Annotated in this window: 16 protein-coding genes and 1 pseudogene; all 17 read left to right on the top strand. The window is 56.9% G+C overall.

The genetic code is table 11. The features are described from left to right. Window positions 1–98 precede the first annotated feature (98 nt). The 17 genes and pseudogenes from mobC to KE531_03115 all read left to right on the top strand — a co-directional run bounded on the left by mobC (window position 99) and on the right by KE531_03115 (window position 15790). Window positions 99–497: a plasmid mobilization relaxosome protein MobC gene (gene mobC, locus KE531_03195; protein MBR9952634.1), complete on the top strand. Its 399-nt coding sequence runs from the start codon at window positions 99–101 to the stop codon at window positions 495–497. After that, window positions 469–2085, top strand: a complete 1617-nt coding sequence (locus KE531_03190; GenBank protein ID MBR9952633.1) for a relaxase/mobilization nuclease domain-containing protein — start codon at window positions 469–471, stop codon at window positions 2083–2085. The genes mobC and KE531_03190 overlap by 29 nt, the downstream gene beginning before the upstream one ends. Continuing rightward, a complete protein-coding gene (locus tag KE531_03185; GenBank protein MBR9952632.1) occupies window positions 2075–2461 on the top strand; it encodes a cysteine-rich VLP protein in 387 nt (128 codons plus the stop codon). The genes KE531_03190 and KE531_03185 overlap by 11 nt, the downstream gene beginning before the upstream one ends. 132 nt (window positions 2462–2593) lie before the next feature. Further along, a complete protein-coding gene (locus KE531_03180) occupies window positions 2594–3328 on the top strand; it encodes a replication initiator protein A (protein ID MBR9952631.1) in 735 nt (244 codons plus the stop codon). Further along, window positions 3325–4167, top strand: coding sequence for an ATP-binding protein (locus KE531_03175; protein ID MBR9952630.1), 843 nt, complete (start codon window positions 3325–3327; stop codon window positions 4165–4167). Before KE531_03180 ends, KE531_03175 begins: the two co-directional genes overlap by 4 nt. Before the next feature lie 14 nt (window positions 4168–4181). Beyond that, window positions 4182–4370: a transposon-encoded TnpW family protein gene (locus tag KE531_03170; protein ID MBR9952629.1), complete on the top strand. Its 189-nt coding sequence runs from the start codon at window positions 4182–4184 to the stop codon at window positions 4368–4370. Between the two features lie 111 nt (window positions 4371–4481). Then, on the top strand, window positions 4482–6101 hold the full coding sequence (locus KE531_03165) for a recombinase family protein (protein ID MBR9952628.1): 1620 nt from the start codon (window positions 4482–4484) through the stop codon (window positions 6099–6101). Between the two features lie 35 nt (window positions 6102–6136). Beyond that, window positions 6137–6286, top strand: a complete 150-nt coding sequence (locus tag KE531_03160) for a hypothetical protein (protein ID MBR9952627.1) — start codon at window positions 6137–6139, stop codon at window positions 6284–6286. Between the two features lie 83 nt (window positions 6287–6369). After that, window positions 6370–7239: a hypothetical protein gene (locus KE531_03155; GenBank protein ID MBR9952626.1), complete on the top strand. Its 870-nt coding sequence runs from the start codon at window positions 6370–6372 to the stop codon at window positions 7237–7239. A 20-nt stretch (window positions 7240–7259) separates the two neighbouring features. Next, complete coding sequence (locus KE531_03150; GenBank protein ID MBR9952625.1) at window positions 7260–7727, top strand: PrgI family protein; 468 nt, start codon at window positions 7260–7262, stop codon at window positions 7725–7727. Next, window positions 7672–10071, top strand: a complete 2400-nt coding sequence (locus KE531_03145; GenBank protein MBR9952624.1) for an ATP-binding protein — start codon at window positions 7672–7674, stop codon at window positions 10069–10071. Before KE531_03150 ends, KE531_03145 begins: the two co-directional genes overlap by 56 nt. Window positions 10072–10073: 2 nt before the next feature. After that, window positions 10074–10442 (top strand): DUF3851 family protein, encoded by a 369-nt coding sequence (locus tag KE531_03140; GenBank protein ID MBR9952623.1) that lies wholly within the window; start codon window positions 10074–10076, stop codon window positions 10440–10442. After that, complete coding sequence (locus KE531_03135; GenBank protein MBR9952622.1) at window positions 10435–12171, top strand: CHAP domain-containing protein; 1737 nt, start codon at window positions 10435–10437, stop codon at window positions 12169–12171. Before KE531_03140 ends, KE531_03135 begins: the two co-directional genes overlap by 8 nt. A 30-nt stretch (window positions 12172–12201) precedes the next feature. After that, window positions 12202–12459 (top strand): DUF4315 family protein, encoded by a 258-nt coding sequence (locus KE531_03130; GenBank protein ID MBR9952621.1) that lies wholly within the window; start codon window positions 12202–12204, stop codon window positions 12457–12459. Beyond that, window positions 12449–13222 carry a DUF4366 domain-containing protein gene (locus tag KE531_03125; protein MBR9952620.1) on the top strand — a complete coding sequence of 258 codons (774 nt, stop codon included), beginning with the start codon at window positions 12449–12451 and terminating at the stop codon, window positions 13220–13222. The genes KE531_03130 and KE531_03125 overlap by 11 nt, the downstream gene beginning before the upstream one ends. Before the next feature lie 195 nt (window positions 13223–13417). Then, a pseudogene (locus KE531_03120) lies at window positions 13418–15512 on the top strand (DNA topoisomerase 3). After that, window positions 15509–15790, top strand: coding sequence for an immunoglobulin (locus KE531_03115; GenBank protein MBR9952619.1), 282 nt, complete (start codon window positions 15509–15511; stop codon window positions 15788–15790). The pseudogene KE531_03120 and the gene KE531_03115 overlap by 4 nt, the downstream one beginning before the upstream one ends. Window position 15791: the final 1 nt, after the last annotated feature.

The raw sequence follows: 15791 nt of genomic DNA, 5'->3' as shown, positions 1-15791 counted from the left end.
GAAAAAAGTTGCCCAATAGGAGGAGTGAGGGGAAAAATTCTCCGCCCAAAATCCGAAAAAATTCAGCAATAGGAATAGTGAGAGGAGGTTTTCAGCCTATGCCGAAGCGATACAACACACCCCACCGCAGCCGCGTTGTGAAAACCCGGCTGTCCGAAGATGAATACGCCGACTTCACAGCGCGGCTTGCGCCCTATGGTATCAGCCAGTCCGAATTTCTCCGGCAGGCGATACGGCGCACCGCCATACGCCCCGTTATCCATGTATCAGCGGTCAATGACGAGCTGCTTTCCGCTGTCGGGAAACTCACAGCCGAGTACGGCAAAATCGGCGGCAACCTTAACCAGATAGCCCGGTGTCTGAACGAGTACGGCGCACCCTACAACGCGCTGTCCGGCGAGGTACGCGCCGCCATAGCCGACCTTGCCGCCCTCAAGTATGAAGTCTTACAGAAAGTAGGTGACGCGGTTGGCAACACTCAAGCATATCAACTCTAAAAACGCCGACTACGGAGCCGCCGAACAGTATCTGCTGTTTGAGCATGACGAGTTTACCATGAAGCCCGTCCTTGATGAAACCGGCAGGCTTATCCCCCGCGAGGACTACCGGCTGTCCACGCTGAACTGCGGCGGGGAGGATTTTGCCGTTGCGTGTATGCGGGCAAATCTCCGCTATGAGAAAAACCAGCGGCGGGAAGATGTGAAAAGCCACCACTATATCATCAGCTTTGACCCACGGGACGGGCCGGACAACGGCTTGACCGTAGACCGGGCGCAGGCATTGGGCGAGAAGTTTTGCGCCGAACATTTCCCCGGCCACCAAGCCCTTGTATGCACTCACCCGGACGGGCATAACCACAGCGGCAATATCCATGTGCATATCGTCATTAACAGCCTGCGGATTGAGGAAGTGCCGTTCCTGCCCTACATGGACAGGCCAGCCGACACGAAAGCCGGGTGCAAGCACCGCTGTACCGACGCGGCCTTGCGCTACTTCAAGTCCGAAGTCATGGAGATGTGCCACCGGGAGGGGCTTTATCAAATCGACCTCTTGAACGGCAGCAAGAACCGCGTCACAGACCGAGAGTATTGGGCGCAGAAAAAGGGACAGGCCGCGCTGGATAAGCAGAACGCCCCCATGATTGCAGGCGGTATCACGCCCCGGCAGACCAAGTTTGAAACGAACAAGGAGAAGCTGCGGCAGACCATACGCGCCGCGCTGTCTGCGGCGGCCTCATTCGAGGACTTTTCCTCTCTGCTGCTGCGGGAGGGCGTGGCCGTCAAGGAGAGCCGGGGGCGGCTTAGTTACCTCACGCCAGACAGGACAAAGCCCATTACCGCCCGCAAGCTGGGCGACGATTTTGAACGCGCCGCTGTCCTTGCCGTTTTGGAACAGAACGCCGCCAGAACCGCAGAAAAGGCCGCAGCTATATCCAGTACGCCGCCCTCTATCAAAGACCAACTGCGGGCAGACAGAGCCGCCCGAACCGCCCCGAATGTGCAGCGGCTTGTGGACATTGAGCAGAAGAAAGCCGAGGGCAAAGGCCGGGGCTATGAACGCTGGGCGACCATGCACAACCTCAAACAGATGGCCGCGACGCTGAATGTGTATCAGGAATACGGCTTTACTTCCCCGGAGCAGTTAGAAGCCGCCGTTGATACTGCCTATCAGGAAATGCGCCAGACCAGCGGCGAACTGAAAGCACTGGAAACGAAGCTACAAGGGAAAAAGGAGTTGCAGCGGCAGGTGCTTGCCTACGCCAAGACCAAGCCCGCCCGCGACGGGCTGAAAGCGCAGAAATCCGAGAAAGCCCGCGCCGCATACCGGCAGGCGCATGAGAGCGACTTTATCATAGCCGACGCAGCCGCCCGGTATTTCAAGGCGCATGGTATTACCAAGCTGCCCGCCCGGAAAGCGTTGCGGGACGAGATCGAGCAGCTTGTTTCCAAGAAATCCGGCCTGTATAACACCTACCACGAACAGAAACAGCGGTATGCGGAGTTGCAGACCGTCAAGCGGAACATCGACCAGATTTTGCGCCGGGAGGAACCCCGCCGCAGAAAGGAGCAGAGCCATGAACGATAAGCTGCCCCGCATGGACTACCGACAGCACCGGCGGGCGCGGCGGCTGGTGCATGAGTGCTGTAACTACGATGGAGGGAACTGTCTGCTGTTAGATGACGGGGAGCCTTGCGTGTGCGTCCAGAGCATTTCCCTTTCCCTCATGTGCCGGTGGTTCCGTGTGGCTGTCCTGCCCCTTGACGGGGAACTGGCCGCAGCCCTCTTGTACCGGGGGAGCCGGAAACGGTGCGCCGTCTGCGGCGCGGCCTTTGTCCCCAAATCCAACCGGGGAAAATACTGCCCCGACTGCGCCGGACGCATGAAGAAAATCAAAGCCGCCGAGCGAAAACGGAAACAAAGGCATAAATGTCACGCTTTAGAGCCTTTCAAACCCGCATAAATCAAGGCTTTTTTCGTGGGTGTCAAAGGGTGTGCGATACATTTATCCTTTTCCTCCGGAAACGGCGTTCTAAATGCGTACAAACCGCCAAAATCAACCCGAACACAGGGAGGTGATACTATCGCTGATTATATCACGGCAGACACGAAGCTGCCCGCCTATCTGCCCTATCCCCGTTTCCTGTTCAAAATGGAGATTTCCCAGACCGCCAAGCTGCTCTATGCGCTGCTGTTAGACCGCTCCACCCTCTCCCAGAAGAACAAGTGGCAGGACGACGAGGGCAGGATTTATATTATCTATCCCATCGCGGAGATAGCCGAAATACTGGATAAAGGCAGCACCACCATAAAGGGGGCGCTTAACGAACTGGACATGGCGGGGCTTTTGGAACGGGAACGGGGCGGCTTCTCCGCACCGAACCGGCTATATGTGAAAGTGCCGCGTGTGCCACAGGTACAGTTTTCCGACCAACTGATGGCCGGAAATCCGACCCTCACAGAGCCGGAAAACCGACCTACTGATGGTCAGAAAACCGACCTTATGATGGTCGGAAAACCGTCCCCTAACCAAACTACTATAAACAACCTTACAGAGAACCAAACAATGGGAGCGAGTGGGGAGCCGCCCGCAGCTTTTGGCAGATACCAGAATATTTTTCTGTCACAGACCGAATACGACGAGTTGCAGGCAGAGTACCCCGACAGGCTGGAACGGTTCATCGAGGAATTGAGCCAGTATATCGCCGCCACCGGGAAAGATTACCGCAACTATGCCGCCGCTGTCCGTATGTGGGCAGACCGGGACAGAAAGGGAGCCGCAAAACAGGGCGTCCCCGATTACTCATTCAAGGAGGGAGAGAGCCTATGAACACCACATTTTCAGAAATGATTGACAGATTGACCGCCACCACCCCGGAGCAGGAGGACTACACCGGCGAGGACGGTTTACTGTACTGCGGCAAGTGCCATAAGCCGAAAGAAGCCTATTTTGCGCCGGACAAGGCCGCTATCTTTGGCCGTGACCGCCACCCGGCAGAGTGCGACTGCCAGAGAGCCGCCCGCGAGGAACGGGAAGCCGCCGAGAAACGGCAAAAGCACCTTGACACCGTAGAGGACTTGAAACGCCGGGGCTTTACCGACCCCGCCATGCGGGACTGGACTTTTGAGAACGACAACGGCCAGAACCCGCAGGCAATCCGGGCGCGCAACTATGTGAAGAACTGGGAACGGGCTTACGCCGGGAATGTGGGCTGCCTGTTCTGGGGGAGCGTCGGCACCGGCAAGAGTTACCTTGCGGGCTGTATCGCAAACGCCCTCATGGAGAAAGAAATCCCCGTCTATATGACGAATTTTGCCCTTATCCTCAATGACCTTGCCGCCAGCTTTGAGGGCAGGAATGAATATATTTCCCGTCTTTGCCGCTATCCGCTGCTAATCCTTGACGACTTCGGTATGGAGCGCGGGACAGAATACGGGCTGGAACAGGTTTTCCATGTGATTGACAGCCGTTACCGCAGCCGCAAGCCGCTGATCGTCACGACCAACCTCACGCTTTCAGAGTTGCAGCACCCAAAAGACACCGCCCATTCCCGGATTTATGACCGGGTGCTGGAAATGTGTCCCCCGGTGTGCTGTACCGGCGGCAATTTCCGCAAAAAGGCCGCACAGGACAAGCTGGGGCTTTTGAAAGAACTGATGAACGAGTGAAAGGAGTATTGCCTATGGCAGATAACAAGCAGCCCGACACCCGCACCGCCCGCCGCCCCGACTGTGTGACGGAAATCCGCATGGGCAATTCCGTCCTTGTCGTGTCCGGCTATTTCAAGAAAGACACTACCACCACCGCCGCCGACAAAATGGCGCGGGTACTGGAAGCGGAAGCCGCTGCTACACAAAAACCGGCGATTTGACAAGCTGTAAAGAAGCAGATTTGACACTTTTGCCGCTATACAACCAGCCCTGTTCCGTGGTACAATGAAACCACGGAATAGTGGGGCTGGCTGTCGGAAACGGAGGATTTTATGTTAAGACAAGCCACCCAAAACCTCATTACCGCCCTTTATCCGAGATTGTCCCATGAGGACGAATTGCAAGGCGAGAGTAATTCCATATCGAACCAAAAACGGATACTCGAAACCTTTGCAAAACAGAATGGCTTTACCAACCTGCGCTGGTACACCGACGACGGCTATTCCGGCGCGAACTTTCAAAGGCCCGGTTTTCAAGCCATGCTTGCAGACATTGAAGCCGGGAAAGTGGGTACGGTCATCGTCAAGGACATGAGCCGGTTAGGGCGTAACTACTTGCAGGTGGGATTTTACACGGAAATGCTGTTCCCTCAAAAGGGAGTGCGTTTTATCGCTGTCAACGACAATGTGGACAGCGCAAACGGCGGCATGGACAACGATTTTACCCCTCTGCGAAATCTGTTCAACGAATGGCTGGTGAGAGATACGAGCAAGAAAATCAAGGCAGTAAAACGAGCAAAAGGCATGAGCGGCAAGCCCGTTACCAGCAAGCCGGTGTATGGCTACCTCATGGACGAGGACGAGAACTATATCGTTGACGAGGAAACCGCGCCGGTAGTCAAGCAGATATACCAGCTTTGCCTTGCCGGGAACGGCCCGACCAAGATTGCCCGTATGCTTACGGAGCAGCAAATCCCCACGCCGGGGACGCTGGAATATCAGCGGACTGGCAGCACACGCCGCTATCACCCCGGCTATGAGTGCAAATGGGCGACAAATACCGTTGTCCACCTGTTGGAAAACCGGGAGTACACCGGCTGTCTGGTAAACTTCAAGACGGAGAAGCCCTCTTACAAGACCAAGCACAGCGTAGAGAACCCCATCGAGAAGCAGGCCATTTTCCCGAACCACCATGAGCCGATTATCGACACGGAAACATGGGAGCGCGTGCAGGAGTTACGCAAGCAGCGCAAACGCCCGAACCGCTATGATGAAGTGGGGCTGTTCTCCGGTATGCTGTTCTGCGCCGACTGCGGCCATGTGATGTACCAGCAGCGGTATCAGAACAAGAACCGCAAGCAGGACTGTTACATCTGCGGCAGCTACAAGAAGCGCACCCGCGACTGTACGGCGCACTTTATCCGCACCGACCTGTTGACCGCCGGTGTCCTCTCCAATCTCCGGCAAGTGACCGAGTATGCCGCCAAGCATGAGAGCCGCTTTGTGAAGCTGCTTATCCAGCAGAACGAGATCGGCGGCAAGAGAAAGACCGCCGCAGCCACGAAGCAGCTTGAACAGGCACAGGAGCGCATTTCTGAAGTGAGCCGCATAATCAAGCGGCTGTATGAGGACAATGTGAACGGCAAAATCAGCGACGAGCGTTTCATGGAACTGTCGGCAGACTATGAGCAGGAACAGCGGGAACTGAAAGACCGCGCCGCCGCTTTGCAGGAGGAACTTTCCAAGTCGCAGGCCGCCACCGTCAATGCGGAAAAGTTTATGGGTATCGTCCGAAAGCACCTTGCCTTTGAGGAATTGACCCCCACCCTCTTGCGGGAGATGATTGAGAAAATCGTCGTGCATGAGTGCAGCTATGACGAGAACGGCACCCGCAGGCAGGACATTGAGATTTATTACAGCTTTGTCGGCAAGATTGACTTGCCCGAAGCCTAACGCCCGACCTATCCGACACAACGCGCGAGTGCCGGATAGGAACGGCAAAATTTTTTACACTTCTATTACTTCTTTATCGCACATCAGTAAAGTCCCAGGGCATGAAGCAGCTCATGGCTGGCGCTGGCGTCGCCGTGGTCGGCATGGTCCTCGTACCCCTGCTTTCCGGCCTGTTCACCGTCTAATCGCTCCCGTCGTTAAGCTGTCATAAGAAATCCTTGCCGCCCCTGCCCCTAAGCGGGGGCGGCTGAAAGGAGGTTGACACCGTATGGATTTCTTACTGGATGCCCTGACCCAATGGCTCAAAGAAATGCTGGTGGGCGGCATCATGGGAAACTTATCGGGGATGTTCGACAGCGTAAACCAGCAGGTCGCAGACATTGCTACACAGGTAGGCCAGACCCCGCAGGGCTGGAACGGGAGCATTTTCAGCATGATCCAGAATCTCTCCAACTCCATCATGGTGCCGATTGCTGGCGTGATCCTAGCTATCGTGATGACGCTGGAGCTGATTCAGATGATTACCGACCGAAACAACCTGCATGATGTGGATACCTGGATGATCTTCAAGTGGGTGTTCAAATCTGCCGCTGCCATTCTTCTTGTCACCAATACATGGAACATCGTTATGGGCGTGTTCGACATGACCCAAAGCGTAGTAGCGCAGTCGGCAGGCATCATCGGTTCCGACGCATCTATCGACATCTCCTCTGTAATGACCGATATGGAATCCCGGCTGATGGAAATGGACCTGGGGCCTTTGCTTGGCTTATGGGTACAGTCCCTCGCCATCGGATTTACCATGTGGGCGCTGTATATCTGTATCTTTATCGTGATTTATGGCCGTATGATTGAGATTTACCTTGTGACTTCGGTGGCCCCTATCCCTATGGCTACCATGATGAGCAAGGAATCGGGCGGCATGGGCCAGAACTATCTGCGTTCTCTGCTTGCCCTTGGCTTCCAGGCGTTTCTCATCATCGTCTGTGTGGCGATCTATGCTGTGCTGGTACAGAACATCGCAACGGAAGCTGACATTATCAAGGCCATCTGGAGCTGTGTGGGCTATACGGTTCTGCTGTGCTTTACGCTCTTTAAGACCAGCAGCCTCGCAAAAGCTGTGTTTAACGCACACTAACCAGAAAGGAGGAAATCCCATTGGCTTATGTACCCGTACCAAAAGACCTAAACAAAGTCAAAACAAAGGTTGCTTTCAACCTGACCAAGAGGCAGTTGATCTGCTTCACCGGCGGGGCGCTGATTGGCGTACCGCTTTTCTTTCTGCTCCGGGGGCCTGCGGGAAACAGCGTGGCAGCTATGTGTATGATGCTTGTCATGCTGCCCTTCTTTATGCTGGCGATGTATGAAAAACACGGTCAGCCACTGGAAAAGGTATTAGGGAATATCATCCGTGTCACGGTGATTCGTCCCAAGCAGCGCCCGTACCGCACCAATAACTTCTATGCCGCTCTGGAGCGGCAGGCAAATCTTGACGAGGAGGTGTACGACATTGTTCACGGCAATCAAAAGCTGGCTGCACCGGCTGCTCGGCAAAAACGAGGAAAAAGCTGTGCAGCCGGTCAGAACAAAGAAAAAACTGTCCCGCGCCGACAGAAAGCAGATTGAGGCTGCCATTGCCCGTGCCAATCGCACAGACAAAAAGGAAAAATCGGCTCAGGACAGCATCCCCTATGAACGGATGTGGCCGGACGGCATCTGCCGCGTGGCAGACGGCCATTACACAAAGACCATCCAGTTCCAGGACATCAACTATCAGCTCTCGCAGAACGAGGACAAAACAGCGATCTTTGAGGGCTGGTGTGATTTTCTCAACTACTTCGACAGCTCGATCAAATTTGAGCTGTCTTTTTTGAATCTTGCAGCTTCCAAAGAGACTTTTGCCCGTGCCATTTCCATTCCTCTCCAGGGGGATGACTTTGACAGTATTCGGGTTGAGTACATGACCATGCTGCAAAACCAGCTGGCAAAGGGCAACAACGGCCTTATCAAAACCAAGTATCTCACCTTCGGCATTGATGCAGACAGCATCAAATCGGCCAAACCACGTTTGGAGCGTATTGAGACCGACATTCTCAATAACTTCAAGCGTCTGGGCGTGGCTGCTGAGACTCTCGATGGTAAGGCAAGACTTGCCCAGCTTCACGGTATCTTCCACATGGATGAGCAGCTGCCGTTCCGCTTTGAGTGGGATTGGCTTCCGTCCAGTGGCCTGTCCACCAAGGACTTCATCGCGCCGTCTGGGTTTGAGTTCCGCACCGGCAAGCAGTTCAGAATGGGGAAAAAGTACGGGGCGGTCAGCTTCGTACAAATCCTCGCGCCGGAACTGAATGACCGAATGCTGGCGGAGTTTTTGGACATGGAATCCAATCTGGTTGTCAGTCTGCATATCCAGTCGGTAGACCAGATCAAGGCCATCAAGACGGTCAAGCGCAAGATCACTGACCTGGACAAATCCAAAATCGAGGAACAGAAAAAAGCAGTCCGTGCCGGATATGACATGGACATCATTCCCTCCGACCTTGCTACCTACGGTGCCGAGGCCAAAAAGCTCTTGCAGGATTTGCAGAGCCGCAACGAGCGAATGTTCCTCGTGACTTTCCTGGTGCTGAACACGGCTGACACCCCGCGCCAGCTGGACAACAATGTATTCCAGGCCAGTTCCATCGCGCAGAAGTACAACTGCCAGCTGACAAGGCTTGACTTCCAGCAGGAAGAAGGGCTGATGAGCTGCCTGCCCCTGGGTCTCAATCAGATTGAGATTCAGCGCGGTCTAACTACCAGTTCCACGGCCATCTTCGTGCCGTTTACCACCCAGGAACTTTTCCAGAACGGTAAAGAGGCGCTGTACTATGGCATCAATGCCTTGTCCAGCAACCTCATCATGGTGGACCGCAAGCTGCTGAAAAACCCCAACGGCCTGATCCTTGGTACGCCGGGTTCCGGCAAGTCCTTCAGCGCCAAGCGTGAGATCGCCAACTGTTTTCTGCTCACAACAGATGATGTCATCATCTGTGACCCGGAGGCAGAGTACGCGCCCCTGGTGGAACGCCTGCACGGGCAGGTCATTAAGATTTCGCCCACTTCCACCAACTACATCAACCCCATGGACCTGAACCTGGATTACTCGGACGATGAAAGCCCGCTGTCCCTCAAGTCCGACTTCATTCTCAGCTTGTGTGAGCTGATTGTGGGCGGCAAGGAGGGCTTGCAGCCGGTGCAGAAAACCATCATCGACCGTTGTGTGCGGCTGGTATATCAGGACTATCTGAACGACCCGCGCCCGGAGAATATGCCCGTTCTGGAGGATTTGTATAACCTTTTGCGGGCGCAGGACGAAAAGGAAGCGCAGTACATCGCCACGGCGCTGGAAATCTACGTTACCGGCTCCCTCAATGTGTTCAATCATCGCAGCAATGTGGACATCAACAACCGCATTGTCTGTTATGACATCAAAGAATTGGGCAAGCAGCTGAAAAAGATCGGTATGCTGGTGGTCCAGGACCAGGTGTGGAACCGCGTCACCATCAACCGTGCCGCCCACAAGTCCACCCGCTACTACATCGACGAGATGCACCTGCTACTGAAAGAGGAGCAGACCGCCGCTTATACCGTCGAGATTTGGAAGCGTTTCCGCAAGTGGGGCGGCATTCCCACCGGCATCACGCAGAATGTCAAAGACCTTTTGAGCAGCCGCGAGGTAGAGAACATCTTTGAAAACTCCGACTTCGTGTATATGCTCAACCAGGCGGGCGGAGACCGGCAGATTCTCGCCAAGCAGCTGGGCATTTCCCCGCACCAACTTTCCTATGTGACCCACTCCAGCGAGGGCGAGGGCCTGCTGTTCTATGGCTCAACGATCTTGCCTTTCGTGGATCACTTCCCGAAGAATACCGAGCTGTACCGCATTATGACCACCAAACCCCAGGAACTGAAAAAGGAGGATGAATGACCATGAAACCCAATACTGAACTGAACACCATGATGTTTTTTGACGATGCCCTGGAGAGTGAGCGCACCTATCTGCTCACCGAGCTGGCCGATGCCGTCAGCGAGACCCGCACGGCGGCGGATCAGGCAGCGGAGCTGAACGAGGATGGCGAAGCGGGCCTGCTGCGCCTGACGGAAATCTGGTGTGCCATGAACGGTGTTCCCGCTGTCATCATCTTCGAGGGCAGCCAGTCCGAGCTGCTGGCCAATGTGGTGGCGCAGATCTACGCCAATCTGCTTCAGCACCCCTCCCGTGACCCTGTGGGGCTGGCCGTCTATGTGGAGCTGCGCTACATGACGGCCTCCCTCATGTTGGGGGAATGGTTTGAATAAGGAACCGCGCCTGCGCTTTACGGACGAGGAACGGGCTGACCCGGCGCTGGAGAAGCCCATCCGTAAGGCGGACAAGGCCGCCGCCAAAGCAGACAAGGCGCAAGCCAAAATCCCCAAAAAGCAGGTCCGGCAAAAGACGGTGGACCCGGAGACCGGCAAAGTGACCACCAAGCTGGTGCTGGAGGACAAGAAGAAGCCGCCCTCCAAATTGTCCCATGCGGTGAGGGACACTCCCGCCAATGCTGCAATGGGAAAAATCCATAAGGAAATCCAGGAGACCGAACAGGACAATGTGGGCGTGGAAAGCGCCCACAAGTCCGAGGAAGCTGCCGAGACCGGCGTTAGGCTTGCACGGGAAGGCTACCGCAGCCACAAGTTGAAGCCCTACCGCAAGGCGGCCCAGGCCGAGCAGAAGCTGGAGAAGGCCAATGTGAACGCCCTGTATCAGAAGTCCCTGCGGGAAAAACCCCAGCTTGCCAGCAACCCCATCTCCCGCTGGCAGCAGAAGCAGGCCATCAAAAAGGAATACGCTGCCGCCAAGCGCGCCGGTCAAGCTGCCGGGAACACCGCCAGCACAGCCCAAAAGACCGGGAAGGCCGCCAAGACGGTTAAGGAAAAGGCACAGGAGGCCGGGGCATTTGTCATGCGCCACAAAAAGGGCTTCCTGATTGCGGGCGCGATCTTCCTGCTGGTCTGTATGCTGCTCAACACCATGTCCTCCTGCTCCATGATGGCGCAGAGTATCGGTTCCGTGGTGTCCGGCACCACCTATCCGTCGGATGACCCGGAGCTGGTGGCGGTGGAGGCCGACTACGCAGCCAAGGAAGCGGCGCTGCAAGCCAAAATTGTTAATATCGAAAGCAGCCATCCGGGGTATGACGAGTACCGCTATGACCTGGATATGATCGGGCATGACCCCCATGAGCTGGCGGCCTACCTGTCTGCTGTCTTGCAGGGCTACACCCGGCAGAGCGCCCAGGCAGAGCTGGAGCGCGTGTTCGACGCACAATATCAGCTGACGCTCACCGAGGAAGTGGAGATACGATACCGCACCGAAACTTCCACGGACCCTGTGACCGGCGAAACAACCACCGAGGAAGTCCCGTATGAGTATTACATTCTGAATGTGAAGCTCACCAGCAAGCCCATTTCGTCTGTTGCCTCGGAGCTGTTGACCCCGGAACAGCTGGAGATGTACCAGGTGTACCGGCAGACGCTGGGCAACAAGCCGCTGATTTTCGGCGGTGGTTCCTCCGACACCAGCGATTCCGAGAGTTTAGCTGGTGTTGAGTTCGTCAACGGCACCCGCCCCGGCAATCAGGCCGTGGTGGATATAGCCAAAAGCCAGGTGGGCAATGTGGGCGGTCAGCCCTACTGGAGCTGGTACGGCTTTAACAGTCGCGTGGAGTGGTGCGCCTGCTTTGTCTCCTGGTGCTACGGCCAGATGGGGCTGTCCGAGCCGCGCTTTGCCGCCTGCCAGTCCCAGGGCATCCCGTGGTTCCAGTCTCACGGACAATGGGGCGGGCGTGATTACGCCAATATTGCCCCCGGCGACGCCATCTTCTTCGATTGGGACCTGGATGGCAGCGCCGACCATGTGGGCCTTGTGGTCGGCACGGACGGCAGCCGGGTCTACACCGTGGAGGGTAATTCCGGCGACGCCTGCAAGATCAAGAGTTATTCCCTGTCCTACGAGTGCATCAAGGGCTACGGCCTGATGAACTGGTAAGGCCGATTTATGAGAAAAGGAGTGATTGAAATGGCTAAGAACAAAATCCAGCGCATTGACCAGGAGATTGCCAAGGTCCGTGAGAAGATCGCGGAGTACCAGGACAAGCTGAAAACCCTGGAGGCGCAGAAAACCGAGGCGGAGAACCTGGAGATCGTCCAGATGGTGCGCGCCCTGCGGCTGACCCCGGAGCAGCTGAACGCCATGCTCTCCGGCGGTACGGTCCCTGGCATGGCCGCTGCCTCCGCTGACTACAACGAACAGGAGGACACCGACCATGAAGAATAAGAGAATTTTTAAGACCTTTTCGGCCCTCTGCGCTGCCATGGTGCTGATGATGGGACTTTCGGTGACTGCCTTTGCTCAGGGGACGGAGCAGCCCCCGGCAGAGGACGCCACCAATGACGCCAATGTGGTGGTGGAGGAAACCGAGGACAGTCCGGCTCTGACCCCGGATGGCAACGCCGCCCTGGTGGATGATTTCGGCGGCAACAAGCAGCTCATCACCGTCACCACCAAGGCGGGCAACTATTTCTACATCCTCATTGACCGGGCCAACGAGGACAAGGAAACCGCTGTCCACTTCTTGAACCAGGTGGACGAGGCAGACCTGATGGCGTTGATGGAGGACGGTCAGACCACCCAGGAGCAGCCCGCCACCTGTACCTGTACGGAGAAATGTGTGGCCGGTGCGGTGAATACGGCCTGCCCGGTGTGTGCCACCAATATGAGCGCCTGCACGGGTAAGGAGCCGGAACCGGAGACCCCGGAAGAAACTCCGGAGCCGGAAGAACCGGCGCAGAAACCCGCAGGACTGAATCCGGCCATTCTTTTGGCGGTGCTGGCTCTGATGGGTGGCGGCGGCGCTTTTGCCTACTTTAAGCTGGTGAAAAACAAACCCAAGACCAAGGGCAACGACAATTTGGACGATTATGACTACGGCGAGGATGATACCGACCAGGAGGACGAGGACTCCTGGGAGACCGAGGAATCTGACGAGCCGGACGCTGACGGGGGCAGCGACGAGGAAAGCGAGGACAAGACGGTTTGACCCGCTTCACCGACAGCCCCTATGAACGCATGATGACACGCAGGCCGGAGGGCGGGAAGGAAACTTCCCGTCCTCCTTCTTTATCTCCCGGCCACCCCTGTTATGGTTGCGGAAATTACCGTGACGGTCAGCCTTGCGTGGGATTCTGCCACCGGCAGCTGACCGCATGGCTGCGGGAAAGGAGGATGAAAAACCATGAAGCTGGTGATCGCTGAGAAACCGTCCGTTGCCCAAAGTCTGGCCGCCGTGATCGGGGCCACCGCCCGCAAGGACGGCTACCTGGAGGGCGGCAGCTGGCGGGTCAGCTGGTGTGTGGGCCACCTGGCTGGGCTGGCCGACGCCGACGCTTATAACCCGGACTACGCCAAGTGGCGCTATGACGATCTGCCCATTCTGCCGGAACCCTGGCAGATGGTGGTGAGCAAGGACAAGAAGAAACAGTTTGATGTGCTGAAACATCTGATGAACGCCCCGGATGTGACCGAAGTGGTAAACGCCTGCGACGCCGGACGCGAGGGGGGAGCTGATCTTCCGCAGTGTCTACGAGCTAGCGGGCTGCCAGAAGCCCATGAAGCGACTCTGGATTTCCTCGATGGAGGATTCCGCCATCCGGGAGGGCTTTGCAAACCTGCGCCCCGGTGCGGACTATGACGGTCTGCGGGATGCGGCCCTCTGCCGCGCCAAGGCGGACTGGCTGGTGGGGATCAATGCCACCCGGCTGTTTTCCGTGCTGTACCACCGGACCCTCAACATCGGGCGCGTCATGTCCCCAACACTGGCCCTCATTGTCCAGCGGGAGGCCGAGATCGACACCTTTAAGCCGGTGCCGTTTTACACGGTGACGCTGGAGCTGCCCGGTTTCTATGTTTCCGGGGAGCGCATGGAGGACAAGGCCGCCGCCCAGCAGCTGAAAACGGCCTGCCAGGGTGCGGCTGCCACGGTGAAAAAGGTGGAGCGCAAGGACAAATCCGAGAAGCCGCCCGCCCTCTATGACCTGACCACCCTCCAGCGGGACGCCAACCGGCTGCTGGGGTTCACAGCCCAGCAAACCCTAGACTATTTGCAGAACCTCTATGAAAAGAAGCTCTGCACCTATCCCCGGACGGACAGCCGCTATTTGACGAGCGATATGGCTGAAAACCTACCTGTACTGGTCAATCTGGTTGCCAATGTTATGCCGTTTCGGAAAGGGATCGCCATTTCCTGCGATGCGGCCCAGGTCATCAACGACAAAAAAGTAAGCGACCACCATGCGATAATCCCTACTCGCAACCTCCAGGGCGCGGACCTGTCCGGCCTGCCGCTGGGCGAAAAGGCGGTGCTGGAGCTGGTGGCCCTGCGACTGCTGTGCGCTGTGGCGGAACCTCATATCTATGCGGAAACCGCCGTTGTTGTGGAGTGCGCTGGAGTGGCGTTTACCACCAAGGGTCGCACGGTGAAACAACCTGGCTGGCGGGCGCTGGACGCTGCCTACCGCGCCGGATTAAAAAATGCGGAGCCGGAAACCGAGGACAAGGCTCTGCCGGAGCTGTCTTCAGGTCAGACGCTGCCCCTTTCTGGTGCTGCCGTCAAGGAGGGCAAGACCACCCCGCCCAAACATTTTACGGAAGATTCTTTGTTGGCAGCGATGGAGACTGCCGGGAAGGACGATATGCCGGACGATGCCGAGCGCAAGGGCCTGGGAACCCCGGCCACCCGCGCCGGTATCTTGGAAAAGCTGGTGTCCACCGGGTTTCTGGAGCGCAAAAAGAGCAAGAAAACCGTGCAGCTCCTGCCGTCCCATGATGCGGTGTCTCTTATCACCGTGCTGCCGGAGCAGCTGCAATCGCCTTTGCTGACCGCTGAGTGGGAGTACCGGCTGGGCGAGATCGAGCGTGGCGAGCTGGCACCGGAGGACTTTATGGCCGGGATCAGCGCCATGCTCCAGGAGCTGGTGAGAACCTATCGGATGATTAAAGGCACCGAGTATCTGTTCACTCCGCCCCGCGAAGTGGTGGGTAAATGCCCCCGCTGCGGCGGCGATGTGGCGGAGCTGCAAAAGGGGTTCTTCTGCCAGAACGAGGGCTGTAAATTCGCCATCTGGAAAAACAACAAGTGGTGGGAGTTGAAGCGCAAGCAGCCCACCAAGGCCATCGTGACGGCGCTACTCAAAAATGGCCGCGCCCATGTAAGCGGCCTGTACTCCGAGAAAACCGGCAAGACCTACGACGCCACCGTGGTGCTGGAGGACGATGGGCAGTACGCCAACTTCAAGCTGGAGTTTGACCAGCAGAAAGGCGGCAAACGATGAAGCTCTCCCTCTATGAACAGGAAACCATCATCCTCTACAACCAGGCCGAAGCCACCGCCGAGGTCTATACCCATGACCCCCGGCTGCTGGAGAAGCTGCGGCGGCTGGCGGAGAAATACCCGGACCAGATCGTGAAAAAGGACCGGCAGACCTTTCTTGTCCCTAAACGCTGCGTGTCGGTCCGGGAGCCGTACAGTGCCGAGCGCCGCAAGGCGGCCAGTGAACGTGCCAAGGCTGCCGGGTACAGGCCGCCCACCCCCAAGAAGGGTAGCGAGTAAG

This window comes from Eubacteriaceae bacterium Marseille-Q4139, from assembly GCA_018223415.1.
GTDB lineage: Bacteria > Bacillota > Clostridia > Lachnospirales > Lachnospiraceae > CABSIM01.
Note: the sequence above shows the minus strand (reverse complement) of the source record. Positions and strands in the feature narration are given on the sequence as shown.

Bases quoted from the DNA above. Each gene is read 5' to 3' on its own strand.
- mobC (MBR9952634.1), top strand. From the start codon at position 99: ATGCCGAAGCGATACAACACACCCCACCGCAGCCGCGTTGTGAAAACC.
- KE531_03185 (MBR9952632.1), top strand. From the start codon at position 2,075: ATGAACGATAAGCTGCCCCGCATGGACTACCGACAGCACCGGCGGGCG.
- KE531_03175 (MBR9952630.1), top strand. From the start codon at position 3,325: ATGAACACCACATTTTCAGAAATGATTGACAGATTGACCGCCACCACC.
- KE531_03170 (MBR9952629.1), top strand. From the start codon at position 4,182: ATGGCAGATAACAAGCAGCCCGACACCCGCACCGCCCGCCGCCCCGAC.
- KE531_03165 (MBR9952628.1), top strand. From the start codon at position 4,482: ATGTTAAGACAAGCCACCCAAAACCTCATTACCGCCCTTTATCCGAGA.
- KE531_03155 (MBR9952626.1), top strand. From the start codon at position 6,370: ATGGATTTCTTACTGGATGCCCTGACCCAATGGCTCAAAGAAATGCTG.
- KE531_03140 (MBR9952623.1), top strand. From the start codon at position 10,074: ATGAAACCCAATACTGAACTGAACACCATGATGTTTTTTGACGATGCC.
- KE531_03130 (MBR9952621.1), top strand. From the start codon at position 12,202: ATGGCTAAGAACAAAATCCAGCGCATTGACCAGGAGATTGCCAAGGTC.
- KE531_03125 (MBR9952620.1), top strand. From the start codon at position 12,449: ATGAAGAATAAGAGAATTTTTAAGACCTTTTCGGCCCTCTGCGCTGCC.
- KE531_03115 (MBR9952619.1), top strand. From the start codon at position 15,509: ATGAAGCTCTCCCTCTATGAACAGGAAACCATCATCCTCTACAACCAG.